The sequence below is a fragment of the Vibrio sp. B1-2 genome (assembly GCF_963888445.1).
GTDB classification, from domain to species: domain Bacteria; phylum Pseudomonadota; class Gammaproteobacteria; order Enterobacterales; family Vibrionaceae; genus Vibrio; species Vibrio anguillarum.
In genome coordinates this window covers 78,184-104,791 of record NZ_CAWPJH010000033.1, presented here as the reverse complement: position 1 = coordinate 104,791, position 26,608 = coordinate 78,184, and the positions used below count along the sequence as shown (strand labels likewise).

Below are 26,608 nucleotides of genomic sequence, written 5' to 3'. Positions count from 1 at the left end.
TGAGATAGATGATTAAAGCACTTTTTCATCGCCTAATGCGGCCGCTTGCGGCCGCTTTTGTTGGCGCATTAACCCCACTCGCTTTTGCTCCTTATCAGTTTTGGCCGCTGGCCATACTCACCCCCATGTTGCTATTGTTGCTCATTAATCAGCAACCAGCTAAAAAAGCAGCATGGATAGGTTACTGCTGGGGCTTAGGTTTTTTTGCTTTTGGCATCAGTTGGGTGCACGTCAGTATTGATACCTTTGGTGGTATGCCCAAAATTGCCAGCCTGTTCCTGATGTCATTACTGGTCGGTTATTTAGCCCTTTATTCTGGGCTTTTCGCTGGCTTACTCAACCGTTTTTTCCGCCGTAACACTATTAGCCATTTTTTATTAGCCGCCCCTGCGCTTTGGCTAATTACCGATTGGCTTCGAGGCTGGGTGATGACCGGCTTTCCTTGGTTATGGCTTGGTTATAGTCAAATTGATAGCCCGCTTGCCAGTTTCGCACCACTGGGAGGCGTTGAGCTGGTCACCTTCTTCACGCTCCTCTGTTCTAGCGCTCTAGCCATGACGTGGCTTAAGCGCTCTTGGATACTCGTGCTCATTCCTCTGACCATATTGGCGACGGGGTTTGGACTACGCAATTTCGATTGGGTCACTCCCGATCCCAGCACACAAACTCGCGTCGCACTGATTCAAGGTAATATTAAGCAAGCGGAAAAATGGCTTCCCAATCAGCGCTGGCCAACCATTATGGCCTACACCGATCTCAGTCGAGAAAACTGGGACGCAGATATTATCGTATGGCCAGAAGCGGCGATTCCCGCATTTGAATTCGAGATCCCTTCCTATTTGAGTAACTTAGATTCTGCGGCAAAAATGAACAACAGTGCGATTGTCACAGGCGTGCTCAACCAAAGCCCAGAGCGATCTTTTTACAACAGCATTCTGGTACTTGGCACCAACCCTTATGGCGACTACCGTTATGACTCTGACGCTCGCTACCATAAGCATCATTTATTGCCATTTGGTGAGTTTGTGCCATTTGAAGATTGGCTCAGGCCCATCGCACCCTTTTTCAACTTGCCGATGTCTTCATTTAGCCGTGGGGACTATATTCAACCGAATCTGATTGCCAAGGGTAGACACCTAGCCGCGGCACTGTGCTATGAAATCATCTTCAATGAACAAGTCAGAGCGAATGTCACCGATGAAACAGATTTTATCTTAACCCTCTCTAACGATGCGTGGTTTGGGCATTCAAATGGCCCATTGCAACATATGGAGATTGCTCGGATGAGAGCTTTAGAGCTGGGTAAACCGCTCATTCGTTCAACCAACAATGGTGTCACCGCCGTGACGGATCACAAAGGTAAAATAACGCAGCAGATCCCACAATTTGAAACGGCCGTATTGAAAGCAACCATCACGTCGACCAAAGGAGAGACGCCGTATCACGCTGTCGGCACTTGGCCGCTCTACGTCTGGGTGTTACTCAGTTTTATCGTCGGATGGACAAGACGTCACTCACCTCACTCTTAACCTCAAAAAGGCGCATTTCAGCGCCTTTTTGAGGTTTTCTATCAGCAACACTTAAGGTTTTAATGGCTGACGAGTAAAAGCCGTTTGCCCACATTGAATACAAGGCATAATTTCAGTTGGATGATTATACTGGGTTTTATGCCCACAATGGTCACACACTAACATCCCAAGGCCTATCATCTCCCCCGCTTGATACAAACCTTGTCGTTCTAAATCTTGAAACAATTCCACCCATTCCACTTTTGTTTTATCAGTGATTTCAAAAAGCCCCTGCCAAATTGAATTGGTAATCATCAATGAAAATAGGCTGCTTCTACTCTCTTCAAAACTATCCGCGAATTCTTTGAGATCCGCTTTTACATAGGCAGAAATAAGCGCCAATTCATCTTTAGTGAGATTATTGGCAGCATCAACAACCTTACCTGATGTCTGCAAAACTTGGGACATTTCATCAGGACTATGTTTGAGCGTTTCAATCACGTCATCCACAATCTCTTCGTAACTTGTTTTACGTTTTGGCATCACCCACCTCCATCAAACCAGATTGGCTATTGTTGTGTACCCCTGCTTTAGGTATTCTATGTCGATCTATTAGACTCTGTTCTAACCGAACTCACAAATTCCAAGATAACCGGATATCATCGATGCAAGAGCAATATAACCCGCAAGATATTGAACAAAAAGTTCAACAGCACTGGGATGACAACAAGACCTTTGTTGTAAGTGAAGACCCAAATAAAGAAAAATTCTACTGTCTTTCTATGTTCCCATACCCAAGTGGCCGACTGCACATGGGTCACGTGCGTAACTATACTATCGGTGATGTAGTCTCTCGTTTTCAACGTCTGCAAGGCAAGAACGTCATGCAACCCATTGGTTGGGACGCATTTGGCCTACCCGCTGAAAATGCGGCTGTAAAAAACAAAACGGCACCAGCGCCTTGGACCTACGAAAACATTCAGTACATGAAAAACCAGTTAAAACTGCTGGGTTTTGGCTACGATTGGAGCCGTGAATTCGCCACTTGCACGCCAGAATATTACCGCTGGGAACAAGAGTTCTTCACGAAGCTGTATCAAAAAGGCTTAGTCTACAAGAAAACCTCTTCCGTTAACTGGTGTCCAAACGACCAAACCGTTCTCGCTAACGAGCAAGTTGAAGATGGCTGCTGCTGGCGTTGTGATACACCAGTAGAACAAAAAGAGATCCCACAATGGTTTATTAAGATCACCGCGTACGCACAAGAACTGTTGGACGATTTAGAGAACTTAGAGGGTTGGCCTGAAATGGTCAAAACCATGCAGCGTAACTGGATTGGTCGCTCAGAAGGCGTAGAGCTCAAGTTTGGTGTCAACGGTCATTCAGATCTCGATGTCTATACCACTCGCCCTGATACCTTGATGGGTGTCACTTATGTGGGCATTGCGGCTGGTCATCCATTAGCGACCATTGCAGCGCAAAATAACCCGGCTTTAGCTTCTTTTATTGACGAATGTAAGAACACCAAAGTTGCAGAAGCTGAACTGGCGACCATGGAAAAGAAAGGTATGGATACGGGCCTAACGGCCATTCATCCTTTAAATGGTCGTGAAGTGCCTATTTATATCGCCAACTTTGTGCTGATGGATTACGGTACAGGCGCGGTGATGGCCGTACCTGCTCATGACCAACGTGATTTTGAGTTCGCCACCAAATATGGCCTAGACATCATTCCAGTCATCAAACCAGAAGATGGCTCTGAAGTCGATGTGTCTAGCGCTGCGTACACTGAAAAAGGAGTCCTATTTGGTTCTGGCGAATTTGATGGTTTAGCCTTCCAAGCAGCATTTAATGCTATTGCAGCCAAGCTGGAGGCTGAAGGTAAAGGCAAGAAAACCGTTAATTTCCGTCTACGTGACTGGGGGGTTTCTCGCCAACGTTACTGGGGCGCGCCGATTCCTATGGTGACCACTGAAGATGGCCAAGTTCACCCAGTGCCAATTGATCAACTGCCCGTCATTCTACCAGAAGATGTTGTGATGGATGGTGTAACTAGCCCAATCAAAGCCGACAAAGAGTGGGCCAAAACCACCTTTAATGGCGAGCCTGCACTACGTGAAACCGATACCTTCGATACGTTTATGGAGTCGTCTTGGTATTACGCTCGTTACTGTTCACCACAAGCGGACGATATTTTAGACCCAGCGAAGGCAAACTACTGGTTACCAGTAAACCAATACATTGGTGGTATTGAGCATGCTTGTATGCACCTGCTCTACTCACGCTTCTTCCATAAGCTATTGCGTGATGCAGGCTATGTCACTTCAGATGAACCTTTCAAGCAACTACTTTGCCAAGGCATGGTATTGGCCGATGCGTTCTACCACACGAACGAGAAAGGCACCAAAGAGTGGATAGCGCCAACTGACGTAAAAGTGGAACGCGACGGTAAAGGCCGCATCACTCAAGCCGTAGACAACCAAGGCCGCAACGTTGAGCACTCAGGCATGATCAAAATGTCTAAGTCGAAAAACAACGGTATCGACCCGCAAGAGATGGTTGATAAGTATGGCGCCGATACGGTTCGTCTATTCATGATGTTTGCCTCTCCGGCTGACATGACGCTTGAATGGCAAGAGTCTGGTGTAGAAGGTGCTAACCGCTTCCTAAAACGCGTCTGGAAACTGGTTGCAGAACATAGCGCTAAAGGTGTGGCTGAAGCGGTAGATAGCGCCTCTCTTACTGGTGAACAAAAAGCGCTGCGTCGTGATGTGCATAAAACCATCGCCAAAGTGACTGACGATATTGCACGCCGCCAGACGTTCAATACCGCCATTGCTGCGATTATGGAGTTGATGAATAAACTCACTAAAGCGTCACAAGAATCCGTGCAAGATCGGGCCATTCTCGACGAGGCTTTAAAAGCGGTTGTCAGCATGCTTTACCCAATCACTCCTCATATCAGCTTTGAACTGTGGAATGCACTGGGTGAGAGTGATGTAGATAATACCGTGTGGCCGACCTACGACGAATCCGCCCTAGTGGAAGATGAAAAACTGATCGTCCTACAAGTTAACGGAAAACTTCGTGGTAAGCTGACCGTAGCCGCTGATGCAAGTAAAGATCAGGTTGAAGCACTCGGTTTAGCGGACGAGAACGTCATGAAATTTACGGATGGCTTAACCGTGCGTAAAGTTATCTATGTACCAGGTAAGTTACTGAACATCGTTGCGAACTAATATCGCAGCCTAATGTCGTAATAACTGGTTTATCAACAGGGTAGCTCGCTGCCCTGTTGATTTATCTTAGCGTTCTTACCCACAGAGCGATAGAGCGCTAAGATAAGTCACCTAAATATATGAGAACTTAACCCCAATGCGCCAAATTTCGTCTTACTCTCTGAAATTATCGTTAATTGTTATTATGAGCAGCCTACTCTCAGCTTGCGGCTTTCATCTTCGTGGCGATTACTCCGTTCCTGAAGAGCTCAATCGAGTCTCTGTCACCAGCTACGACCAATACAGTACCTTCACTCGTATGGTAAAAAATCAATTACGAATGAGTGACATTGAGATTGTTTCCCCCTCAGAGACAGTGCCAAACATCTATCTCATAGGCGAGAGTGTTGGTGAACGGACGCTTTCGCTTTATCAAAATACTCGTGCTGCTGAATTGGAATTGACGTTCAACGCCTCCTATAGCGTCACCCTACCTGAAGTGGGGATAAAAACGTTTTCAACCAGTGTGACTCGTAGCTATCTTGATAACCCATTAACTGCTCTCGCTAAATCGGTAGAGCGAGACATGATTGAAGATGAGATGCGCAAACTAGCCGCAACTCAAATTTTACGCCAAATGGCACGTCTAAAAGCCGATATTGCAGCGAATGAACATCAACTTGAACAACAAGAAAATGAACAGCAGCGAACAGACCAGCAGGCCTATGAGATAAACACCGTGGAAAGTGAACCGTCACAATTCACGGCTCCTGCGACAAACTAAAGGCGAGTAATGAGAATATTTGCTGACAAGCTGGCCGATCACTTAAACAAGCCCTTGATGGGGCTTTACTTACTGTTTGGCAACGAACCGCTATTGCTGCAAGAATCACGCGTGGCGATAGAGAAAAAAGCGTTAGAACAAGGATTTGAAGAACGCCATCGTTTCAGTGCCGATGCCCATTTAAACTGGGATCAAGTCTATGACTGCTGCCAAGCTTTAAGTTTATTTTCCAGCAAAAAAATCATTGAAATTGAATTACCTGAAACGGGTGCAAATGCGGCAACAGCGAAAGAGCTCGTCGCCCTAGGTCAATCGCTTCATCCTGATGTACTACTTGTGATCATCGGTGAGAAATTGACCAAAGCACAAGAAAGCACTAAATGGTTTAAGACACTCTCAAGCCTAGGATGTTGGGTGAGTTGCTTAACCCCGGATATCAGCAAACTGCCACAATTTGTCATGATGCGCTGCCGCACATTGGGGCTAAAACCTGATCAAGAAGCAGTGCAGATGCTGGCGCAATGGCATGAAGGCAATCTGTTCGCACTATCTCAAAGCTTAGAAAAACTCGCGCTACTCTATCCAGATGGCTTACTGACGCTGATCCGCTTAGAAGAGTCATTAAGCCGACATAACCACTTCACCGTTTTTCACTGGGTCGATGCGCTGCTCGAAGGGCAAGCGAATCGGTCACAACGTATTTTACGCCAGCTCATTACCGAAGGCACTGAGCCTGTGATTCTGATACGTAGCCTACAAAAAGAGCTGCTACTGCTGCTGCAAATGCATCAAGATTTAACCCAGATGCCGATTGGCTCAATCTTTGATAAGTACCGAATTTGGCAATCCAAGCGACCTTGGTACGCGGCAAGCTTAAAAAGACTATCGAGAGATAAACTCAAACAGCTGATTGCATTACTCACCCAAGCCGAAAGAGTAACTAAAACTCAGTATGAAACCTCAACTTGGCCAATATTGCAGCAAATCAGTGTTGAATTTTGCTTGCCACAGTCCGTTGTATCAAAGTTGGCTTGAAGGCGTGTTATACTCCGCGCCATTTTGTCAGTAACCAGACCAATTTTTAAAGGAGATGACGCTTGCTACACCACGAATTGAAAGACTTTCTTGCCGATAAAGCCGACGATATGAAAGCCATTGATATCAAAACCTTAGATGTTAAGGGAAAATCTAGCATCACCGATTACATGATCATTTGCACAGGCACATCAAAACGACATGTAGCCTCGATTGCCGAACATGTCGCAACTGAAGTCAAAAAAGTGGGCATGGAACCACTGGGTATGGATGGCGAAAGTGAAGGTGAATGGGTCGTGCTAGACATGGGCAGTAGCATGTTGCATGTTATGCAAGAAGAGCACCGTGATCTGTACCAGCTTGAAAAACTTTGGAGTTAAGCTTTGAAAATTCAGTTGATTGCCGTTGGTACCAAAATGCCGAAATGGGTAGAAGAAGGCTTTCAAGAGTACCGCCGACGTTTTCCACACGATATGCCACTTGAATTAGTGGAGATACAAGCGGGCAAACGTGGCAAAAATGCGGATATTGCAAGAATTTTGCAAAAAGAAGGCGAAGCTATGCTCGCGGCCGTGCCAAAAAGCAATCGAATTGTTACTCTCGATATTCCAGGTAAGCGTTGGGATACCGAACAACTGGCGGAACAACTTGAAAGTTGGAAGCTCGATGCCCGTGATGTATCGATTTTAATTGGTGGCCCTGAAGGGCTTTCTCCTGCATGCAAAGCCGCCGCAGAGCAGAGCTGGTCGCTTTCGCCGTTGACACTTCCTCACCCTTTGGTTCGAGTGGTCATGGCAGAGAGTTTGTACCGCGCTTGGAGTATTACGGCTAATCACCCTTATCACCGAGAATAACTATTCATGTTACGTAAGCGTAGCCAAATTCGTGACTACCAATCAGAAGCTCGGCTGTTTCGCAACCGAGCAATTGTCTCTTTTATTGCGATCATCATACTGGTGGGCGTTCTGCTTACCAATTTGTACCATATTCAAATTAACCAATATCAAGATTACAAAACGCGATCCAACGATAACCGAATCAAAATCGTCCCGATTGCGCCTAATCGAGGGTTAATTTATGACCGCAATGGTGTGCTACTAGCGGAAAACCGCCCTGTATTCAACTTAGAGATCACACCTGAGCAAGTGCGCGATATGGATGATACGATCACGCGCTTACAGCAATACCTGACCATCTCACCAGAAAAAATTGCCACCTTTGAAAAAGAGCGTCGTCAGACACGCCGGTTTAATTCAGTGCCGCTTTTGACACAGTTAACACCGGAAGAAGTGGCCATTTTTTCGGTCAATCAGCACAAGTTTCCCGGTGTATCAGTAAGCGCAAGCTTAAAGCGCTACTACCCCTATGGTGAAGTTCTCACTCATGTTATCGGTTATGTATCCAGAATCAATGACCGAGATATGGAACGTCTAGAACGCGAAGAGCGCTCAGCCAATTACCAAGCCACTCGTGATATTGGCAAACTGGGGATTGAACGCTTTTATGAGGATGTGCTGCACGGCACGGCTGGCTACCAAGAAGTTGAGGTCAATAGCCGAGGACGCATCATTCGCACCTTAAAATACGTCCCTCCCGTGGCAGGGAAAGACATTGTATTAAGCTTGGACATTGATCTGCAGCTTTATGTGCACAAGTTGTTGGATGGCCGTCGAGGTTCAATTGTAGTGCTCGATCCAAAAGATAACGGTGTCCTTACCATGGCATCAAGTCCAAGCTACGATCCAAACCCATTCGTACATGGTATTTCTAGCGCCGCCTACAACGAACTTCTCAATGACCCAGACCGCCCGTTAGTCAATCGAGCGACACTTGGTATTTACCCTCCCGGCTCAACGATTAAACCTTTTATTGCCGTCGCTGCACTTCAAGAAGGGGTTATAACCCCAACAACAACACGTAATGATCCTGGTTATTGGGTGATACCAAACTCCAAAACGCGGCCCTTCCGAGACTGGTTGCGCTGGGGGCATGGTCGAGTGGACATTAATAAGGCGCTCGAAGAGTCTGTCGATACCTTCTTTTACCAAATCGCCTACGACTTGGGTATTGATCGTCTCTCTAGTTGGATGATGAAATTTGGCTTTGGTGACTATACAGGTTTAGACATTTATGAAGAAGGCAAAGCGAACATGCCAACGCGTGAGTGGAAAATGGCACGTCACCGAACCCCTTGGTATCAAGGTGATACGATTCCGGTCGGCATTGGCCAAGGGTATTGGACATCAACACCGATGCAAATTGCCAAAGCGACTTCCGTGCTGGTTAATCACGGCAAAGTGATTGCGCCGCATTTATTGCGTTCGACGCTCAAAAATGGTGAAGAGTTTAGCAGGCAAGAGCTTTCAGAATTAGAAACTTCGCCACCGATCGAAGGGGTGCCGAAACGCTATTGGGACATCGCAATCAATGGCATGCGTCTTGTAAACCACGGTAAAAAAGGAACCGCACGGCGCTCATTTACCAATATGAAATATGTCAGCGCTGGAAAATCTGGAACTGCGCAAGTGTTTGGCTTGGCAGAAAACCAAGTGTATAAGGCCGATGAATTAGCCGAACACCTTCGTGACCATGCCCTATTCACAGGCTTTGCGCCTGTAGATGACCCGCAGCTCATTGTCACTCTGGTACTCGAAAACGCAGGGGGAGGTTCTGGCAATGGTGGACCCGTTGTTAGGAAAATATTTGACCGCGCCATTCTAGGTAAAGAGGCTGAAAAATAATGGAACTGGATCCTTCAACAGGACAAAATCGAGCGCTTTTTGAGCGCTTGCACATCGACTTGCCATTACTGCTGGGTATTTTGTTATTGATGGGGTTTGGGCTGGTCGTGATGTACAGCGCCAGCGGTCAGAGCTTAACTATGATGGATCGCCAAGCTATGCGTATGGTACTGGCTCTTGGTGTGATGATCTTTCTTGCTCAAATTTCCCCAAGAACTTATGAGTCTCTTGCACCCTTTATGTTTTTCTGTGGCGTACTGCTGTTGCTCGGCGTGCTGTTTTTTGGCGAATCGTCCAAGGGAGCTCAGCGCTGGTTAAATTTAGGCTTTGTTCGTTTTCAGCCCTCAGAATTGCTTAAACTCGCAGTGCCTCTCATGGTCGCTCGCTACATAGGGAAACGTTCTCTTCCACCCACCTTTAAAACCCTAGTCGTTTCGCTGTTAATGGTGTTTATCCCTACCGTGCTAATCGCGAAGCAGCCCGATCTTGGCACTTCAATATTGATTGCAGCCTCCGGCATTTTTGTCATTTTCTTATCTGGAATAAGCTGGCGAATCATTTTTTCTGCCGCCGTGGCTTTGGGTGGCTTCATACCTGTGCTTTGGTTCTTTCTGATGCGTGAATATCAAAAAACCCGAGTCAGAACACTTTTCAATCCGGAATCCGATCCACTCGGTGCAGGCTATCATATCATTCAGAGTAAAATAGCCATTGGGTCTGGTGGGTTGTCAGGAAAAGGATGGCTACACGGCACACAGTCGCAACTTGAATTCTTACCTGAGCGGCACACCGACTTCATTTTTGCCGTCATTGCTGAAGAGTGGGGCATGATTGGCATCTTGTGTTTACTCGCTATTTATCTTTTTATCATCGGACGTGGTCTATACCTCGCGAGCAACGCACAAACGGCTTTCGGCCGAATGATGGCTGGAAGTATTGTACTCAGCTTCTTTGTTTACGTTTTTGTAAATATAGGTATGGTCAGTGGTATTTTACCCGTGGTTGGTGTTCCCTTGGCTCTCATCAGCTATGGTGGCACATCCATGGTCACTCTCATGGCTGGCTTTGGCATACTGATGTCTATCCACACTCACCGAAAAGCATTTTCTAAGGCAACCTAAGCATGAGAAACTCCCTATTTATCTTTATATTAACGAGTCTATTTCTCATCGGTTGTAGCTCTTCAAGCCGCTATTCAATAACAGACGACGTGGCCCCTAACACGCCACTCTCGGTTGGGCATATTGAAGATGCACATCCGCAATACGAACCCTATAGTTTGGGCGGCAACAAGAATTACACTTTGAGAGGCATAAACTACACCATTGTCAAAGAGGCCAAAGGATTTACAGAGAAAGGCCAAGCCTCGTGGTATGGAAAAAAGTTTCATGGACATCTGACATCCAACGGTGAAATCTACGACATGTATTCGATGACGGCCGCCCATAAAACGTTGCCGTTACCCAGCTACGTTAAAGTAACGAATTTAGATAACAAAAAAACCGCGATCGTTCGGGTAAACGATCGTGGTCCCTTTCATGAGGGACGAATTATTGATTTAAGTTACGCTGCCGCTTACAAATTGGGTGTAGTTCAAACCGGGACTGCGAATGTGGCTATCGAAGTCATCACCATCGATAAACCCATCACGACGTCACCACAGAAAAAGAAGGCTCAATATCTCATCCAAGTTGCCTCTGCAAAATCAGAGCAAAGAATACGAACTTTATCCGAACAATTGAGTCAAACATTGACGGTTGAAAGCTTTGTAGACAGTGTGAATGGCAGTCATCGCGTATTTTTAGGGCCATTTAATGACGATGCCCTGACTCAACAAACGCTAGAAAAAGTTAAATTACTCGGTTACGAGACCGCCTTCATCAAAGCGCAACCCGTCACTCAGTGACTTATCAAATCCAGTGATCTTGATTCAAGCTCTGGTTTGATAGGTCGTTTCTGTTAAGATATGGACAGTTAATAAGATAATTTGCATTCCTCATGAAAAAACACACATTCTTAAAACCGATTCTAGCGTCTTCTATTGCGCTTTCTGCAACCTTTACTAGCTCAGTATTTTCTGCGCCTATCGTGATACCTGATGCTCCTCAAATTGCCGCTAAAGGCTATGTGTTGATGGACTACCATTCAGGTAAAGTGCTGGCAGAAAAAGAGATGAACACCAAACTTTCACCTGCAAGTTTGACGAAAATGATGACCAGTTACGTGATTGGCCAAGAACTTAAACGTGGCAATATCTCTCCACAAGATAAAGTGGTGGTCAGTAAAAATGCGTGGGCTAAAAACTTCCCTGACTCGTCTAAAATGTTTATTGAAGTCGGCACCACCGTTACCGTAGAAGAACTGAACAAAGGTATCATCATTCAGTCTGGTAATGACGCTTGCGTGGCGATGGCTGAACACATTGCTGGCTCAGAAGACGCTTTTGTTGACCTAATGAATGCGTGGGCAAGTTCACTAAAAATGAGCAATACGCACTTTGCTAACGTACACGGTCTAGATAACCCAAATCTCTATTCAACTCCATATGACATGGCGCTACTAGGTCAAGCGTTGATTCGTGATGTACCAAACGAGTACCGTATTTATTCAGAGCAGAAATATACCTATAACGGGATTACCCAGTACAACCGAAATGGTTTGCTGTGGGATAAAAGTATGAACGTAGATGGTATTAAAACCGGTCATACGAGTAATGCAGGGTACAGTTTAGTTAGCTCTGCAACGGAAGGGAAAATGCGCCTCATTGCTGTGGTTATGGGGACCAAAGATGAAAATGCTCGTAAATCAGAAAGTAAAAAACTTCTGAGCTATGGCTTTAGATTCTTCGAAACCGTTGCGCCACACAAAGCAGGTGAAACATTCGTCGAAGAAAAAATCTGGATGGGTGACAAGGATAAAGTGGCGCTTGGTGTCAATGAAGATACTTACGTTACACTCCCTCGCGGTCAAGCGAAGGATCTCAGCGCAAGCTTTGTTCTTGAAAAAGAGCTCAGAGCGCCAATAAGCCAAGGTGATGTGGTCGGTAAGCTTTACTACCAGCTTGATGGCAAAGACGTGGCTGAATACCCTCTTTTGGCATTAGAGAATGTTGATGAAGGCAGCATATTTAGCCGTCTTTGGGACTACATTATATTACTTTTCAAAGGGTTATTCTGATATCCCTTGTAGAAGATAAAACAAAGCCGCCTTACCGCGGCTTTGTGATTATTGAGTTCCATCAACATTCGCTGTAGTATTCGCCACCGCTAATCGAATTATCAACGGGAGTTTCCATTATGCTGACTATCAACTCTGATGCAAAACTCAAAGACTTACTCGAGTTTCCTTGTTCATTTACCTACAAGGTGATGGGCCACGCAAAGCCCGAACTTCCAGAGAAGGTTCTTGAAGTTATCCAACGTCACGCTCCAGGTGATTACAGCCCACGAGTTAAACCCAGTGCAAAAGGGACTTATCACTCCTTATCGATTAACATTACCGCCACCTCTATCGAGCAAGTTGAAATACTGTACAAAGAGCTAGGCGAGATCGATATCGTACGTATGGTTCTGTAGTCCAAAAACCGTGATTGAGATGCCTAGCCTCTCATTTTTTGATTTATTCAATTTTTTTTGAAAGCAGCTTTGGCTGCTTTTTTAATATAAATCATATAGCTAGCATATACCCCATCACACTAAGGACAAATTTATCGTCCTCATTAGTAGTCCATTCGCTGGAAGAAGTTTATAATCCAAAAACTTTATTTATACGGTAGATGAGTCACGCTGATGTTAAATTCGCTTGTTGTAAAACGTCTGGGGCGCCAAGAATACCTTCCTGTATGGGAAGCTATGCATGAATTTACCGATACAAGAACCGAAAGCACACCGGATCAGATTTGGCTTGTCGAACATCAACCAGTTTTTACCCAAGGCCAAGCAGGTAAAGCTGAGCATCTTCTCAATACTGGCGATATTCCAGTGGTACAAAGTGACCGAGGCGGCCAAGTTACCTACCATGGTCCAGGCCAACTGGTGGCTTATTTCTTGATCGATTTGCGCCGCAAAAAATTAGGTGTAAGAGAGTTAGTGACCAAAATTGAACAGATCGTGATCAATACCTTGCAAGCATACCGTATTGACTCAGCCGCAAGACCGGATGCCCCTGGTGTCTATGTCAAAGGGAAAAAAATCTGCTCTCTTGGGTTACGGATCCGTAAAGGTTGTTCGTTTCATGGTTTAGCGCTAAACGTCAACATGGATCTCTCCCCTTTCCTACGCATTAACCCTTGTGGCTATCAGGGTTTAGAAATGGCCCAAGTCAGTGAACTGGGCGGCCCGACAGAACTACAAACCGTAGAAAAACAACTTATAATAGAACTCGTTAACATATTGGCTTACGAGCAAGTAGAATTCAGCACAGAAGCACCTCTTCAAAGGTAAAAAGCATGAGCAAACCGATCCAAATGGAAAAAGGCGTTAAATACCGCGACGCTGATAAGATGGCATTAATTCCTGTAAAAAATATGCCAGCCGCCGAACAAAAAGAAGTTTTGCGTAAGCCCGAGTGGATGAAAATTAAGCTGCCGAGTGATAGCCAACGCATCCAAGAGATCAAATCGGCAATGCGTAAAAATAATCTCCATTCGGTGTGTGAAGAAGCGTCTTGCCCTAACCTAGCAGAATGCTTTAACCACGGAACCGCCACCTTTATGATTTTAGGCGCCATCTGTACAAGACGGTGCCCATTTTGTGACGTTGCTCATGGACGGCCAAATGCCCCAGAGACAAACGAACCACAAAAACTGGCGCAAACCATTAAGGATATGAAGTTGAAATACGTGGTTATCACCTCAGTTGACCGTGATGACCTACGTGATGGTGGTGCCCAACATTTTGCCGACTGTAACCGTGAAATTCGAGCATTAAACCCAGAGATCCGTATCGAAACGTTAGTACCGGATTTTCGTGGCCGAATGGATATCGCCCTTGAACTACTCAAAGATAACCCACCGGATGTGTTTAACCACAACTTAGAAACCGCACCACGTCTATATCGTAAGGCGCGTCCTGGGGCAAACTATAAATGGTCACTGGAACTGTTGAAGAAATTCAAGCAACAACATCCAAGTATCCCTACCAAATCAGGCATCATGATGGGGCTTGGTGAAACAAAAGAAGAGATAGTGGAAGTATTGAAAGATCTTCGCGCTCACGACGTCACAATGCTGACTCTTGGTCAATATTTAGCACCGAGTCGCCATCACCTGCCAGTTGAACGCTACGTTCCACCGTCTGAATTTGACGAACTTAAAGAGATCGCACTAGAGCTTGGATTTACTCACGCCGCCTGTGGCCCGTTCGTACGTTCCTCCTATCATGCGGATATGCAAGCCAAAGGGCTAGAAGTGAAATAACCACACAGCACAAGTTCAATCAAGCCGATGTTCACTCAAGCCGATGTTCACTCATCGGTTTTTGAGACTCTGCTCGGTTAATGATTGAAGCTTGAATATTGATTCTATGTTCTATAGGCTAACGGCATAGAAAATAGATAACAAAGCTAGGGATTTATTAATATGAAAACGATCAGTACATTAGCACTTGTTACAGCCACTTTAATGGCCGGTTGTGCATCTAATACTCAGCAAGATAACTATCGTGAAGCCTCCTTTGAGCTTTGTAATACTGAAGTCAACATTTACTCTGTGAGTGATGATGGCCGCGTTCGTATTGTCTGCGCTGACGGCTCTAAGTTTGCCTTAAATAGCGAAAAGACACTTGATACTATGCGCAATATTAATATTGAGTATTGTGATGGTGAAGGTTTAGGCAAATTTAACGAGAGCACTAAATATTACTCTTTTCAATGTAAGTCAGGCACATTGCTCAGCATTGCAAAATAGTTCTGCAGAGCACATTCAATAGCGAGAGGCCACTCTTCTTATTGGTGCTCAATAAAATAAATAATGACCAAATAAAAAAGCTCCTAAATATTAGGAGCTTTTTTATTGTGCGTAAAACTACGCGTATACAGGCAAACGCTTACAAATTTCTAACACTTTTGCCTTCGTTGCTTGAATAACAGATTCATCACCCATGTTGTCCAAAATATCACACATCCATCCAGCTAGTGCTTTCGCATCAGCTTCAGTAAAACCACGGCGAGTAATTGATGGAGAACCCACACGGATGCCAGAGGTCACAAATGGGCTACGCGGATCATTCGGTACAGAGTTTTTGTTCACTGTAATGTTAGCCGCACCCAATGCCGCATCAGCATCTTTACCTGTAATATTTTTATCGATCAAATCGACAAGGAACAGGTGATTTTCTGTGGAACCTGAAACAATGTTGTAACCACGAGCCAAAAACTCGGCCACCATCGCTTTCGCATTGGCGACAACGCGTTTTTGATACTCTTTGAACTCTGGTTCTAGAGCTTCTTTGAACGCGACCGCTTTACCTGCGATAACGTGCATTAAAGGACCACCTTGACCACCAGGGAATACGGCTGAGTTAAGCTTCTTATATAAGTCTTCACCTGCATTCGAAAGAATAAGGCCACCACGAGGACCTGCCAGTGTTTTGTGGGTAGTGGTCGTCACTACGTGGGCATGAGGAACAGGGTTAGGGTAAACACCCGCCGCAATCAAACCAGCTACATGCGCCATATCAACAAACAAGTAAGCACCCACTTTATCAGCAATTTCACGCATTCTTTTCCAGTCGCAAACTTGTGAATAAGCAGAGAAGCCACCGATGATCATTTTTGGCTGATGCTCAACCGCTAATGCTTCCATCTCTTCGTAGTTAATTTGACCTTTTGCATCAATGCCATAAGGAATGATGTTGTACAGCTTACCGGAAAAGTTGACAGGAGAACCGTGAGTCAAATGACCACCGTGTGCCAAGCTCATTCCTAATACGGTATCACCTGCGTTAAGCAACGCCATATAAACCGCGTTGTTTGCTTGTGAGCCAGAATGCGGCTGCACGTTCGCATAGTCTGCGCCAAACAGTTCACACGCACGTTCAATCGCCAGTGTTTCTACTTTATCGACAAACTCACAACCACCGTAATAGCGTTTACCTGGGTAACCTTCAGCGTATTTATTGGTGAGCTGTGAACCTTGCGCTTCCATTACACGTGGACTTGTGTAGTTTTCCGAAGCGATAAGTTCAATGTGTTCTTCCTGACGAAGAGTCTCTTCTTGAATAGCTGCGAACAGGTCCGCATCGTAATCTGCGATGTTCATATCACGCTTAAGCATCTGTATCTCCTGACTCAGATTTTACTGAAAGTTTCAAAAAAACCACACAACGACCAAAAGCAAACGTTTTCGTCACCGTAATATGGCGCACATTCTACATAATTTGATCTGGGTCATAAAGAACAAATTACAGAAATTATCATGCAGTTTTTTCATAATGGATAGTGAGGTAACTCATGCTAAACAGTAAGTTGGATAATGATGAGTTAGTATGTCAACCATTCTGCTTTACACCTTGTAAAGCTGCAATTACATAGGTTTACCTCAATTTTCACTCTCTATCTACCGAAAATATTACTTTTTCTTTACTATGCTCGCCATTCTTAGCTATTAAAATTATTTATCGATGCGAACACACACACGTAAAGAAGATTGGGTTGCCATTTTAACGGGAACCTTTTTGGTCGCACAAGGCGTCTTCTTTCTCCAGTCCGCTCATTTACTGACAGGTGGAACCGCTGGTTTAGCACTGCTGATCAGCCAGTTAGTCCCAGCCTCATTTGGTAGCATTTATTTTTTGGCTAACACCCCTTTTTACATTTTAGCTTGGAAACGATTTGGTCATCGCTTTGCCATCAACAGCGCGCTATCCGGCGCATTAGTCTCTATTTTTGCGGACCATCTTTATTTGGTAATTTCTTTGGAAATGGTCAATGAAATTTACTGCGCCATTGCCGGGGGATTATTAATGGGTCTTGGCATGTTAATTCTCTTTCGTCACCGTTCCAGCTTGGGTGGCTTTAATGTCTTGTGTTTGTTTATTCAAGATAAATTTGGGATCCCTGTTGGCAAAAGTCAGTTGGTTATAGATTGCTCAATTTTAGCTGCTTCTGCCTTTTTTGTTTCGTTTTCCATTGCCACACTGTCTGTGCTCGGGGCTGTCTCACTTAACCTTGTGTTAGCAATGAATCATAAACCCACATGATATAGCGTGACTTACCCTTAAGCTGTCGCAATATCCATAAGATTAAGAAGAGATAAAAACACAATCAAATTTAGCTTTAATTCTTACACCGTAAATACCCTCCATTATTTTCATTTAAACATTAGCTAGCTCTTATATAAAGGTCGTCTAACAAGGTGACCACATTAAGTTAATGCAGTAATAGTAAGTGATTACATCACCTTATCCGACTCTCCGTACTCTATCTCAAATTGAAAAACCCAAAATACAGTCACCCATTCCATATATCACACATCGCGTCTTATTTTTGATGCACCTGATCAGTTGAAGTCGTCGGAGCTTAATATGAGAATGCACTGCTAAAAAATAATTATTATTCGTTACCTTAATAATTGAGCGGTTAGGAGCTTCTACAATGGGTGAAAGAGGAAGGATCCGTATTTCTAACTATCAAGGTAAATTTTTCTACCGCCTGATAGATTGCTTAGTAATACTGATCACAATGTATATTACACTAAAGTTTCACTCACATATCGTTACTATATCTTATATATCTGTGGGACTTTTAGGGGTTATTTTTTATTCATTTATTGCTGAAAGCCTTGATATATACAGCGGTTGGCGAACCACAAAACTTAGAGTTTTAACTCTACACACTGCTTTTTGTTGGGCTTCAACTGTTGGCTGCTTAACTTTAGTTGGTTATTTCACAAAAACTGGAAGCGATTTCTCACGTTTAATTTTAGGTTTTTGGTTTGTCGGATCATTTATTTTATTACTGCTTTGGCGCTTCGTCGCATTTACAGTCATTTACTATCTACACAAAAAAGGTTATCACACCACTAAAGCGGTCATTATCGGCATGACACCGCAGGGTCTGGAACTATCGAAAAATCTCATAAATAACCCTGAGTTAGGTATTAAACTGACGGGCTTTTACGATGATAGGGGTGATGAACGTATCGCAAGCGATATTCCAGTGCTCGGTAAAGTTAATGATGCATTAACACTTGCCAAAAACGGTGAAGTAAAAAGTGTGTACATAGCACTACCAATGCAAGCCCAGCATCGAATCAGCAAGATTCTAGAGGCCTTTTCGGATAGCACAGTGAATACCTATATTGTGCCGGATTTTTTCACCTTCAATTTACTGCATTCGCGTTGGTATACCATCGGCGATGTTAATGCTTTTAGTATTTTTGATACACCGTTCAATGGGTTAGGTACGTGGCTAAAACGTTTTGAAGATTTAGTCTTAAGTAGTCTTATCTTGATTTTAATCAGTCCTGTCCTTATTGCGGTTGCAGTAGGCGTAAAACTCAGCTCGCCCGGCCCTATTATTTTCAAACAGATGCGTTATGGGCTGGATGGAAAGTCTATCAAAGTATGGAAATTCAGAAGCATGCGTGCCATGGACAATGGGAACAAAGTGACACAAGCAACAAAAAATGATCCCCGAGTGACTCCTTTTGGTGCGTTTATTCGGAAGACGTCACTAGATGAGCTACCACAGTTTATTAATGTGCTTCAAGGTCGAATGTCTATTGTCGGCCCTCGCCCTCATGCCGTAGCGCACAACGAAGAGTATCGAACGATCGTTAACCGCTACATGCTGAGACATAAAGTAAAACCAGGAATTACTGGCTGGGCACAAATTAATGGCTGGCGTGGTGAAACCGATACGCTAGATAAAATGGAAAAACGTGTCCAATTTGATTTGGACTATATACACAGATGGTCGTTGTGGTTCGACATCAAAATCGTATTTCTTACCGTATTTAAAGGATTTGTAGGCAAGAATGCTTACTAGAATGGATAAAGCATACTCATATGAAAACAACTAATTTAAATAGAATCGCGTCCTTTGGTTTGGCTTTTTTTGCGTTATCAGCCGTACAAGCAAAACCGCAACCCAACCCAATTATGACTGAGTCAGGGATTGCTATTGTACCGTTTTTAAACTTATCAACGGGTTATAACGACAACTTAGCAAAAGCGTCACAAGATCTCGAACATTCCCAATATTCAGTGTTCGAACCAGGTATCGGTTTAGCAATAGAGCCGACAAGTGGCCAGAAACATCGCGTAGGTTATCGACTACAAAGAGGCGATTTTTTCAGCTCTAGCAAAGATAACTACACTGACCATTTCTTTGATTTAGCCAGTGACTGGGAGCTCAATTCCAAGCATCGAGTTGACTTCAGCTATGCTCTTGCATTAACTCATGAACAGCGTGGTGATAACGATACGACACTCAATTTGTCGTACAACGAATACAACACCAATAACGTCAACCTCGGTTACGGTTTTGGTGGTGAAGACGCCAAAGGCCGAATAGAAACCAACCTTGGTTGGGGCAATTTGGACTATAAAAACAACCAAAATATTACTCAATACCAAAATTGGGATGAATTACGATTCAACAGCTCTCTATACTATAAAGCGCTGCCAAAAACATCGTTGGTTTTCCAAATTATCGTTAATGATAGGCATTATAGTGATATAGCCCCAGGCTCAACTCTCAAAGACAGCACCCATTATATGGGATATGTTGGTACCTCGTGGGACGCAACAGGGAAACTGCAGGGAAATGCCAAGGTCGGTATGCAACATAAAGATTTTGAATCCTCTTCTAGAGAAGATTTCGACTCTTTTTCATGGGATATTGATGTCACTTATCTCATCCGCACATACTCTGCAGTGCAGTTGAAAACAAATCGTAAATCAACCGATACTGACGGTACAGGTGATTCAATCGATACCAAAGTGTATAACGCAAATTGGACACACAATTGGAGTGACATCATCTCTTCTAACGTCGATTATTCTCTATTAAGCGAGAATTACACCAGCACTGCTCGCGACGATGACACCAGTAAGGTAACACTTTCATTAAGCTACGATTTTCGTCGTTGGCTAACATTCAAAGTCGGCTACCAACTTGAATCAAGAGATTCCAGCATCAGTTCGTTAAGCTACGATCAAAATGTTTATTACTTTGCTATTGAAGGTGTGATGTAACTTACGATGAAGTACTTCTTAGTCATTCTATTGAGTTGTCTTTCCTGGTCAACATTGGCCAATGAGAGTTTTTATAAGTTAGGCGTTGGGGATCAAATTCGGATTCAAGTTTATGATGAACCAGAGTTATCTATTGAAACGCGTGTGGGTGACAGTGGTAACATTGATTACCCTTTTTTGGGACGAATTAAACTGAAAGGAAAAACGATTGAGGAAGTAAAAACTGTTATCCACAATGGTTTAATCGATGGGTATCTGGTTAACCCCAATGTTTTTGTCAGCATAGTCGAATATCGTCCCTATTTTATCAACGGACAAGTGAAAATATCCGGGAGTTACCCGTATCATCCGGGGTTAACCGTAAACAAAGCCATTACGATTGCGGGTGGATTCACTGAGCGAGCGTCTAAAACTAAGATCTATATATCATCAAGTGATGCTCCTGAGGCCAAGCCAGTAAAAGTAACATTGCTTCATAAAATTCAGCCTGGTGACATTCTCACCGTAGAAGAAAGCTTTTTTTAGGTAACTTAGTTGTATGGAAAACTCTTTAATTAAAAATCACTTGAACTCAGATGAAGTTATTGATATTCGTCAGTATTTTCATGTTCTTCTCAACTATAAATGGCGTATTCTACTTTTTTCTACAATGGTTACCGCCATCGCCGTATTGATTGCATTATCAATTCCTTCGCAATATACCGCTCGCGCCTCATTGATCATCGAATCAAAGCAAGCAAAAGCTGTTTCGATTGAAGACATCTATGGTTTAGATACCAAAAGCCAAGAATACTATTTGACTCAAATAGAGATCTTGAAATCAGACCGAGTCGCAGAGGAAGTCATTAAACGCCTTAACCTTGCCAGCCACCCAGAATTTGACCCTACTGTAGAAAATAATCAAAAAACTGGGTTTAAATTCGATGTATTAGAATGGTTTCCTGTTCTAAAATCGTTCAAGAAAGAGCCAGCGGAAATATCACAGGAAGACCAAAACTATCGAACTAGCCGATTGGTTCTGGCTAAGTTTAAGCGTGGGCTAGAAGTTAGCCCAATAAGAAAAACTCAACTAGTGAATATTTTCTACACCAGTAAAGACCCTAAATTATCGGCTAAAATTACCAATGAGATTGGTAGCGTCTTTATGGATAGTCATATCGAAGACAAACTTCAAGTTGAACTGAAGGCGAATAGCTGGCTCAACAACCGCATGGGTGATTTGCGCGAACAACTAAAAAAGTCAGAAGCTCAACTACAAACATTTTTAAAATCTGAAGGGCTAGTTGATATCCAAGGCGTTGAAAGCCTAGCATCTCAAGAACTTGAAGAACTGACCTCTCAATTGAATAAAACGAGAGATAGACGTGTTGCAGCTGAGACTCTTTATTTGGTCGCTCAAACGTACAGCCGTCAAGATGGTGACCTCTCTGCCCTTGCATCTATCCCAGAGATCTCTAACCACCCGACGATACGAGATGTCAAATTGGCTGAAGTGCAAGCTGAAAAGAAAGTCTCGGAACTATCAAAACGTTATGGTGACAAACACCCAAAGCTAAAATCAGCTCAAGCCGAACTAGCCTCTGTTAAACGCAATTTAAATTCCGAACTAAAACAGCTACTAAACGGGATCAACAATGAGTTACAGGCTGCTAAGCAAGCAGAGAGTTCTTTACACAGGGAACTTGAGAAACGCAAATCAGAGTTTCAAAGCCTCTCCGTAAAAAATGCACGATATTCAGAGCTAAAGCGCGAAGTCCAAACAAACCGAGAGCTGTTTGATCTCTTTTTAAGTCGTCAAAAAGAGACCAGTGCATCGAGCGACTTTAATGCTACGATTGCTCGTTTTACCGATTTTGCCAATCCACCCCTAGCCCCAAGTAAGCCGAACCGTAAACTGATTGTATTATTAGCGTTCGTCGCTTCGTTTGGTTTGGCATGTGTTGTTGCTTTCATTGCTGATGCGGTAAACGATACATTCCTTGATGTAAAACAGGTCGAAAAACAGTTATCACTAAACTTGCTCGGTATTATACCGGCAATTAAAACTCGAGGCCCCCTAACGCTAAAAACCTATTTTGATTCGAAACACCGAGAGCTAACAGAAGCGATTAGAACCGTTCGGACTGGTTATTTACTTGCCAACACCAACAAAGATCATCATGTGGTAATGGTTACTTCTTCATTACCTGAGGAAGGAAAAACAACCTCGAGTATCAATTTGGCTTTTTCACTGGCACAAATGGAAAAAACACTGCTGATTGACTGCGATTTGAGAAAACCATCGGTTGCACACCGTTTTGGCATCTCTGGTTCACAGCCAGGAATGAGCAACTTGCTCATAGGTACGCATACCATAGAAGAGTGTCTCTATACCGATGAAGAATCAGGGCTTGATGTTTTGGCAGCAGGAGTCGTGACAGACAATCCTCTTGAACTTATCTCCTCGCCTAAGTTTGCCTCACTACTCGAAGAGCTAAAGACACGCTATAGCAGAATTGTGATTGATACACCTCCGTGTTTAGCCGTTAGTGATGCATTTATGCTGTCACAGTACGTGGACTCGACCATACTCGTGATCAATGCTCCACACACACGTACTAAAGTGGCTAGAGATGTGGTCGGACGCTTAACGCAGCAAGGAGCGAGAATTGATGGCGTCATATTGAACAAACTGAACACCAAAAAAGCCTCTAATTATAGCGGTTATCATCAATATCAATCCTATTACGGCCCAGAAAAATAACCATGAAGGTCGTGAATCACCCTTTTTTAGCCCATGCTTTGCGTTTGAGCATTGGGCTAACTGCACTCGTTACTCTCTATTTTGCATTTCATTTTTTGACGGCGTCCATTTACGCGCTAGCAACAGAAAGAAATATCGACTACTGGACAAAACACAGTGATGGTGTAACTTTAGAGCAAGTGAATGAGACAAAACTCATGATACTAAAGGCCCTACAACACCACAGAGACCATCCTCATTACCACAATTTACTGGGTAAGGTGTATGAGTGGGAAGCCTATTTGGGCGATGATGTAGATAAAAAGAGCCGCTTGCTCAATGCAAAAAAGGCCTACTTGGAAAGTGCATTATTGAGACCCACTTGGTCAGACACATGGGCTGATTTATTGGTGATTGAAACTCAGTTGAAAGGGGAAAATATTGATCTCTATTTTGCACAAGCCAACAGATATGGGCCTTTTACACCCAAAGTGAACAACACACTTTCCCAGATTGGCCTTAACCATTGGTCTATTTTTTCAGCGCCGCAGCGAACTATCATTATTGATCACGCCGCAAGAGCATTAGCTCATCCTCAAAGCCGAGGAGAAGCCTACCAGTATCTAAAATCAAACGGTCTCTTAAAATTTACCTGTGCAGCTATTATTTATAACCCTCAACGTTATACTGAGAAAAATAATCTCTGCAAGAGAGCGCTAGAGTGATCTCGATGATAAAACATTATTCAATAAACCGGCCTATCGCCTTGTTCATGTTAGCCTTGCTTTCTCTTGGTACGGCTTCGCTATCACTGGCAAAAACACTGAATATTCATGCTGAGATACCGATATTTTTGGAAAAGTCACTCGGCGGTGATATTTATCTCCACTTTACACTTGCGCTATTCATTACCTTGGTTTTTATCCGAGTAATTTCCGCCACTCTTTCCCCTATACAGAGCATCTTTCTCGCCATAGTTATCGTCTCGACCTGTTGCGTAATTGATGAAAGTTTACAAATGTTATCGAGTTCACGATCATTCTCTTTGCTCGATTTAGGGGCAAGCTTACTTGGTATAACAATGGCCTCAATAATCTATTACGTTACTAGCAGACTTCAATCTTCAAACTTATGCTCCAAACTAAGACAACCTCGCGCATAAAAACGCCTTAAGAATGAGAATCGAACCCTTATTAACAGAAGTACGATATCACTGGATGTACTACTTCACTTATAATCATCGCAACAGTAAATCGTAGGCTTTTAGGACTTACCAATGAAAAAATCACTATGGATATTTTGGATTGCTATTTCAGCTTTGCTGGCTAGTTCAAGGTTATATGCCGAAACAGAAATTACTTGTTCACTTTATAAAAACCATAAAGTGGCCACAGACACAATAAGAGCCAGCCTAGAACAAGCAGACGACGCCATTATTTCTCTGCAAGCTTTAATGAAACTATGCCCAAGCATGGCACTAGAAATGGCGGACCTAGCGTCTACTCTACACCCACAACTAGCACTCGATATCTTCAATACGGTATTTGACCATATATCGAGTGACCAAGTCGCAGCTTTGACTGCGATACTCGTTAAAAATGCACCTCAAGAGATGCGTTCTGAAGTCATTCAGCTTGCTGTCACTAAATCACCAGAGTCAGCTCAAGCTATCGTTGATGCTGTTATTGCAATGGATTTAATGGACTCAACCGATGTGATTGTTGCTGCAATCTCCGGTGGCGCTGACCCAGCGACCATTACTGAACCGACAGCGGCAGGTACTCCATCGGCTTTACCTGGTGGCTTACCTCCAGTCGCAACGGTGCCAGGTAACACCACAACACTTGGAACCGGCAATGGCAGTGGTGGTGGTACCGCTTCACCAAACTGATCGTTTAATTCGATGCTTTCATCCAGTTTAGGGCAGGTATATTCCTGCCCTTCTTAATTGATATTAATAGTATGCGTCTAATAGAAAAATCCATTTTCCCAATATTTCTCATTTTTATATTTTGGCTGCCCATACCTTTAGGTAGTAATCGCCCATTAGCATGGTCATTCAATGAAATCTGGATTGCATTGCTGCTTATTGCCTGTTTATTCAACTACTCTTTTGAGCACTGGAAAAACTGTCTGATAAAGGGAAAATTAGTCATCATTCCCATCGCACTTATCACTTGCTGGTCATTCATCCAAAGTATTCCACAACTTGGTATAACTCAGGATCCTAGTTTAGTCTTTGTCTCTGCAATCAAATCGCTCCACTATTTCCAGTTTTGTCTTATTGCTCTTGTCCTTATCGACACACCTAAAAAATTAAAACTTCTCGCAGTAGTCATGGTTAGCAGTGGAATTTGCCAAGGCTTTTACGCTGGCGTGATTTTGCTACTCAACCTAGATCATTCGATAATTTTCAAGCTGCCACTAGGAAATAGAGCCTCCGGAAGCTTTGTCTATCATAATCATCTGGCAAACTTCTTGATGCTGAATCTCTGCATTGGATTTGGCTTATTAATTGCAAAACTCGATAGCTCACATAAAACCGGATTTAGAAATATCACTAAACAGTTTTTAGCCGTGTTGCTGTCTGATAAAGCCTTTGTACGTTTAGGGCTCGTGATCATGGTGATTGCATTAGTCTTAACACGCTCAAGAATGGGAAATATGGCTTTCTTTATCGCCCTAACCGTAGGTTGTGTGCTGTTGCTATTGTTTTACAAGCCGAAACCCAAAAGTGTTTATGTGCTTATAATCAGTTTATTCATCATTGATACGTTCATCGTGAGCCAATGGTTTGGATTGGAGAAAGTCAAACAACGTCTTATTGAAACTAGCTTGGAAAGTGAATCAAGAGATGATGTTGTCAGATATTCCCTAGTTGCAATACAAGAAAGGCCTCTGACTGGCTTTGGGGCTGGTACTTTCTACTCCACTTTTCCTTCCTACAATCAAGGGAAAGTAAAACTGTTTTACGATCATGCTCATAATGACTACATCCAATTCACATTAGAATCAGGCCTTGTCATGGTTTCGATATTAGGTGTAATGATCTTAGTCGCCGCCCAACGCGCATTTTATGCGTTTAAAAACCGCAGAAATAGATTGATGAAAGGGATCGGATTATCATCCATGATGGCTATTATTGGTATGTTGATACACATGAGTGTTGATTTCCCACTTCAAGCTCCCGCAACAACACTTTATTTCTTGCTGTGTTTATTGATGGGACACTGGTCAAATTCAATGCCGAGTCTGGTCACTCGTTCAAAATATTCCTGATATATAAAAACGACTTTAAGTTGCAGGTAAACGAATGTATCCAACACCGCGCAGCTTCAAGTAGGAATGGTATACGTCCAAAACAATTCCTACTCCATATCTGGTTAATAAAAAATCCCTCGA

Annotated in this window: 24 protein-coding genes; 22 read left to right on the top strand and 2 right to left on the bottom strand. The window is 43.5% G+C overall.

What is annotated here, in order from left to right; all coding sequences use genetic code 11:
* Positions 1 to 8 precede the first annotated feature (8 nt).
* Complete coding sequence (gene lnt / locus AACQ75_RS10440; RefSeq protein ID WP_170888603.1) at positions 9 to 1,529, top strand: apolipoprotein N-acyltransferase; 1,521 nt, start codon at positions 9 to 11, stop codon at positions 1,527 to 1,529.
* Positions 1,530 to 1,580: 51 nt separating this feature from the next.
* On the opposite strand, the gene AACQ75_RS10435 is transcribed toward lnt, so the two are convergent.
* Positions 1,581 to 2,051, bottom strand: coding sequence for a zinc ribbon-containing protein (locus AACQ75_RS10435; protein WP_026028475.1), 471 nt, complete (start codon positions 2,049 to 2,051; stop codon positions 1,581 to 1,583).
* 122 nt (positions 2,052 to 2,173) lie between these two features.
* On the opposite strand from AACQ75_RS10435, the gene leuS reads away from it, so the two are divergent.
* From leuS to AACQ75_RS10370, 13 genes are all read left to right on the top strand, one after another.
* Entirely contained in the window at positions 2,174 to 4,747 is a 2,574-nt protein-coding gene (gene leuS / locus AACQ75_RS10430; RefSeq protein ID WP_170888602.1) for a leucine--tRNA ligase, read from the top strand.
* 136 nt (positions 4,748 to 4,883) lie between these two features.
* On the top strand, positions 4,884 to 5,510 hold the full coding sequence (locus AACQ75_RS10425) for an LPS-assembly lipoprotein LptE (protein ID WP_170888601.1): 627 nt from the start codon (positions 4,884 to 4,886) through the stop codon (positions 5,508 to 5,510).
* Between the two features lie 9 nt (positions 5,511 to 5,519).
* On the top strand, positions 5,520 to 6,545 hold the full coding sequence (gene holA / locus AACQ75_RS10420) for a DNA polymerase III subunit delta (RefSeq protein WP_017045824.1): 1,026 nt from the start codon (positions 5,520 to 5,522) through the stop codon (positions 6,543 to 6,545).
* A gap of 62 nt (positions 6,546 to 6,607) precedes the next feature.
* A complete protein-coding gene (gene rsfS / locus AACQ75_RS10415; protein ID WP_017043438.1) occupies positions 6,608 to 6,925 on the top strand; it encodes a ribosome silencing factor in 318 nt (105 codons plus the stop codon).
* A gap of 3 nt (positions 6,926 to 6,928) precedes the next feature.
* Positions 6,929 to 7,399: a 23S rRNA (pseudouridine(1915)-N(3))-methyltransferase RlmH gene (gene rlmH, locus AACQ75_RS10410; protein ID WP_013857336.1), complete on the top strand. Its 471-nt coding sequence runs from the start codon at positions 6,929 to 6,931 to the stop codon at positions 7,397 to 7,399.
* Between the two features lie 6 nt (positions 7,400 to 7,405).
* Positions 7,406 to 9,286 (top strand): penicillin-binding protein 2, encoded by a 1,881-nt coding sequence (gene mrdA, locus AACQ75_RS10405; protein ID WP_094132791.1) that lies wholly within the window; start codon positions 7,406 to 7,408, stop codon positions 9,284 to 9,286.
* Positions 9,286 to 10,407, top strand: a complete 1,122-nt coding sequence (gene rodA / locus AACQ75_RS10400) for a rod shape-determining protein RodA (RefSeq protein WP_013857338.1) — start codon at positions 9,286 to 9,288, stop codon at positions 10,405 to 10,407. The genes mrdA and rodA overlap by 1 nt, the downstream gene beginning before the upstream one ends.
* 2 nt (positions 10,408 to 10,409) lie before the next feature.
* Positions 10,410 to 11,192, top strand: coding sequence for a septal ring lytic transglycosylase RlpA family protein (locus AACQ75_RS10395; RefSeq protein WP_170888600.1), 783 nt, complete (start codon positions 10,410 to 10,412; stop codon positions 11,190 to 11,192).
* 92 nt (positions 11,193 to 11,284) lie between these two features.
* Positions 11,285 to 12,463 carry a serine hydrolase gene (locus tag AACQ75_RS10390; protein WP_013857340.1) on the top strand — a complete coding sequence of 393 codons (1,179 nt, stop codon included), beginning with the start codon at positions 11,285 to 11,287 and terminating at the stop codon, positions 12,461 to 12,463.
* Between the two features lie 119 nt (positions 12,464 to 12,582).
* Entirely contained in the window at positions 12,583 to 12,861 is a 279-nt protein-coding gene (gene ybeD, locus AACQ75_RS10385; RefSeq protein WP_010317329.1) for a DUF493 family protein YbeD, read from the top strand.
* A gap of 213 nt (positions 12,862 to 13,074) precedes the next feature.
* Positions 13,075 to 13,728: a lipoyl(octanoyl) transferase LipB gene (lipB, locus tag AACQ75_RS10380; RefSeq protein ID WP_013857342.1), complete on the top strand. Its 654-nt coding sequence runs from the start codon at positions 13,075 to 13,077 to the stop codon at positions 13,726 to 13,728.
* 5 nt (positions 13,729 to 13,733) lie between these two features.
* Positions 13,734 to 14,702 carry a lipoyl synthase gene (gene lipA, locus AACQ75_RS10375; RefSeq protein WP_013857343.1) on the top strand — a complete coding sequence of 323 codons (969 nt, stop codon included), beginning with the start codon at positions 13,734 to 13,736 and terminating at the stop codon, positions 14,700 to 14,702.
* Positions 14,703 to 14,864: 162 nt separating this feature from the next.
* Positions 14,865 to 15,191 (top strand): hypothetical protein, encoded by a 327-nt coding sequence (locus tag AACQ75_RS10370; RefSeq protein WP_013857344.1) that lies wholly within the window; start codon positions 14,865 to 14,867, stop codon positions 15,189 to 15,191.
* A 117-nt stretch (positions 15,192 to 15,308) separates the two neighbouring features.
* Here AACQ75_RS10370 and glyA read toward each other — a convergent pair whose 3' ends face one another.
* Positions 15,309 to 16,559, bottom strand: a complete 1,251-nt coding sequence (gene glyA / locus AACQ75_RS10365; protein ID WP_013857345.1) for a serine hydroxymethyltransferase — start codon at positions 16,557 to 16,559, stop codon at positions 15,309 to 15,311.
* A gap of 346 nt (positions 16,560 to 16,905) precedes the next feature.
* On the opposite strand from glyA, the gene AACQ75_RS10360 reads away from it, so the two are divergent.
* The 8 genes from AACQ75_RS10360 (at position 16,906) to AACQ75_RS10325 (ending at position 26,485) form a co-directional block, all read left to right on the top strand.
* A complete protein-coding gene (locus tag AACQ75_RS10360; protein WP_170888599.1) occupies positions 16,906 to 17,484 on the top strand; it encodes a YitT family protein in 579 nt (192 codons plus the stop codon).
* 394 nt (positions 17,485 to 17,878) lie between these two features.
* Entirely contained in the window at positions 17,879 to 19,273 is a 1,395-nt protein-coding gene (gene vpsL / locus AACQ75_RS10355) for an exopolysaccharide biosynthesis glycosyltransferase VpsL (protein WP_170888598.1), read from the top strand.
* Between the two features lie 20 nt (positions 19,274 to 19,293).
* Complete coding sequence (locus tag AACQ75_RS10350) at positions 19,294 to 20,484, top strand: outer membrane beta-barrel protein (protein WP_129532335.1); 1,191 nt, start codon at positions 19,294 to 19,296, stop codon at positions 20,482 to 20,484.
* A 6-nt stretch (positions 20,485 to 20,490) separates the two neighbouring features.
* On the top strand, positions 20,491 to 21,009 hold the full coding sequence (gene vpsN / locus AACQ75_RS10345) for an exopolysaccharide export protein VpsN (RefSeq protein ID WP_088732057.1): 519 nt from the start codon (positions 20,491 to 20,493) through the stop codon (positions 21,007 to 21,009).
* Positions 21,010 to 21,022: 13 nt separating this feature from the next.
* Complete coding sequence (gene vpsO, locus AACQ75_RS10340; RefSeq protein WP_170888597.1) at positions 21,023 to 23,227, top strand: exopolysaccharide regulatory tyrosine autokinase VpsO; 2,205 nt, start codon at positions 21,023 to 21,025, stop codon at positions 23,225 to 23,227.
* Between the two features lie 2 nt (positions 23,228 to 23,229).
* Positions 23,230 to 23,931, top strand: coding sequence for a VpsP family polysaccharide biosynthesis protein (locus AACQ75_RS10335; RefSeq protein WP_170888596.1), 702 nt, complete (start codon positions 23,230 to 23,232; stop codon positions 23,929 to 23,931).
* A gap of 551 nt (positions 23,932 to 24,482) precedes the next feature.
* The gene (locus AACQ75_RS10330) at positions 24,483 to 25,097 is read left to right on the top strand and encodes a hypothetical protein (protein ID WP_013857353.1); all 615 of its coding nucleotides are present in this window, start codon (positions 24,483 to 24,485) and stop codon (positions 25,095 to 25,097) included.
* 71 nt (positions 25,098 to 25,168) lie between these two features.
* Complete coding sequence (locus AACQ75_RS10325; protein ID WP_047689561.1) at positions 25,169 to 26,485, top strand: O-antigen ligase family protein; 1,317 nt, start codon at positions 25,169 to 25,171, stop codon at positions 26,483 to 26,485.
* Positions 26,486 to 26,608: the final 123 nt, after the last annotated feature.

Excerpts from the sequence above, each read along its gene's own strand:
- lnt (WP_170888603.1), top strand. The coding sequence starts at position 9 with ATGATTAAAGCACTTTTTCATCGCCTAATGCGGCCGCTTGCGGCCGCT.
- AACQ75_RS10435 (WP_026028475.1), bottom strand. The coding sequence starts at position 2,051 with ATGCCAAAACGTAAAACAAGTTACGAAGAGATTGTGGATGACGTGATT.
- leuS (WP_170888602.1), top strand. The coding sequence starts at position 2,174 with ATGCAAGAGCAATATAACCCGCAAGATATTGAACAAAAAGTTCAACAG.
- AACQ75_RS10425 (WP_170888601.1), top strand. The coding sequence starts at position 4,884 with ATGCGCCAAATTTCGTCTTACTCTCTGAAATTATCGTTAATTGTTATT.
- holA (WP_017045824.1), top strand. The coding sequence starts at position 5,520 with ATGAGAATATTTGCTGACAAGCTGGCCGATCACTTAAACAAGCCCTTG.
- mrdA (WP_094132791.1), top strand. The coding sequence starts at position 7,406 with ATGTTACGTAAGCGTAGCCAAATTCGTGACTACCAATCAGAAGCTCGG.
- rodA (WP_013857338.1), top strand. The coding sequence starts at position 9,286 with ATGGAACTGGATCCTTCAACAGGACAAAATCGAGCGCTTTTTGAGCGC.
- AACQ75_RS10395 (WP_170888600.1), top strand. The coding sequence starts at position 10,410 with ATGAGAAACTCCCTATTTATCTTTATATTAACGAGTCTATTTCTCATC.
- AACQ75_RS10390 (WP_013857340.1), top strand. The coding sequence starts at position 11,285 with ATGAAAAAACACACATTCTTAAAACCGATTCTAGCGTCTTCTATTGCG.
- ybeD (WP_010317329.1), top strand. The coding sequence starts at position 12,583 with ATGCTGACTATCAACTCTGATGCAAAACTCAAAGACTTACTCGAGTTT.
- lipB (WP_013857342.1), top strand. The coding sequence starts at position 13,075 with ATGTTAAATTCGCTTGTTGTAAAACGTCTGGGGCGCCAAGAATACCTT.
- lipA (WP_013857343.1), top strand. The coding sequence starts at position 13,734 with ATGAGCAAACCGATCCAAATGGAAAAAGGCGTTAAATACCGCGACGCT.
- AACQ75_RS10370 (WP_013857344.1), top strand. The coding sequence starts at position 14,865 with ATGAAAACGATCAGTACATTAGCACTTGTTACAGCCACTTTAATGGCC.
- glyA (WP_013857345.1), bottom strand. The coding sequence starts at position 16,559 with ATGCTTAAGCGTGATATGAACATCGCAGATTACGATGCGGACCTGTTC.
- AACQ75_RS10360 (WP_170888599.1), top strand. The coding sequence starts at position 16,906 with ATGCGAACACACACACGTAAAGAAGATTGGGTTGCCATTTTAACGGGA.
- vpsL (WP_170888598.1), top strand. The coding sequence starts at position 17,879 with ATGGGTGAAAGAGGAAGGATCCGTATTTCTAACTATCAAGGTAAATTT.
- AACQ75_RS10350 (WP_129532335.1), top strand. The coding sequence starts at position 19,294 with ATGAAAACAACTAATTTAAATAGAATCGCGTCCTTTGGTTTGGCTTTT.
- vpsN (WP_088732057.1), top strand. The coding sequence starts at position 20,491 with ATGAAGTACTTCTTAGTCATTCTATTGAGTTGTCTTTCCTGGTCAACA.
- vpsO (WP_170888597.1), top strand. The coding sequence starts at position 21,023 with ATGGAAAACTCTTTAATTAAAAATCACTTGAACTCAGATGAAGTTATT.
- AACQ75_RS10335 (WP_170888596.1), top strand. The coding sequence starts at position 23,230 with ATGAAGGTCGTGAATCACCCTTTTTTAGCCCATGCTTTGCGTTTGAGC.
- AACQ75_RS10330 (WP_013857353.1), top strand. The coding sequence starts at position 24,483 with ATGAAAAAATCACTATGGATATTTTGGATTGCTATTTCAGCTTTGCTG.
- AACQ75_RS10325 (WP_047689561.1), top strand. The coding sequence starts at position 25,169 with ATGCGTCTAATAGAAAAATCCATTTTCCCAATATTTCTCATTTTTATA.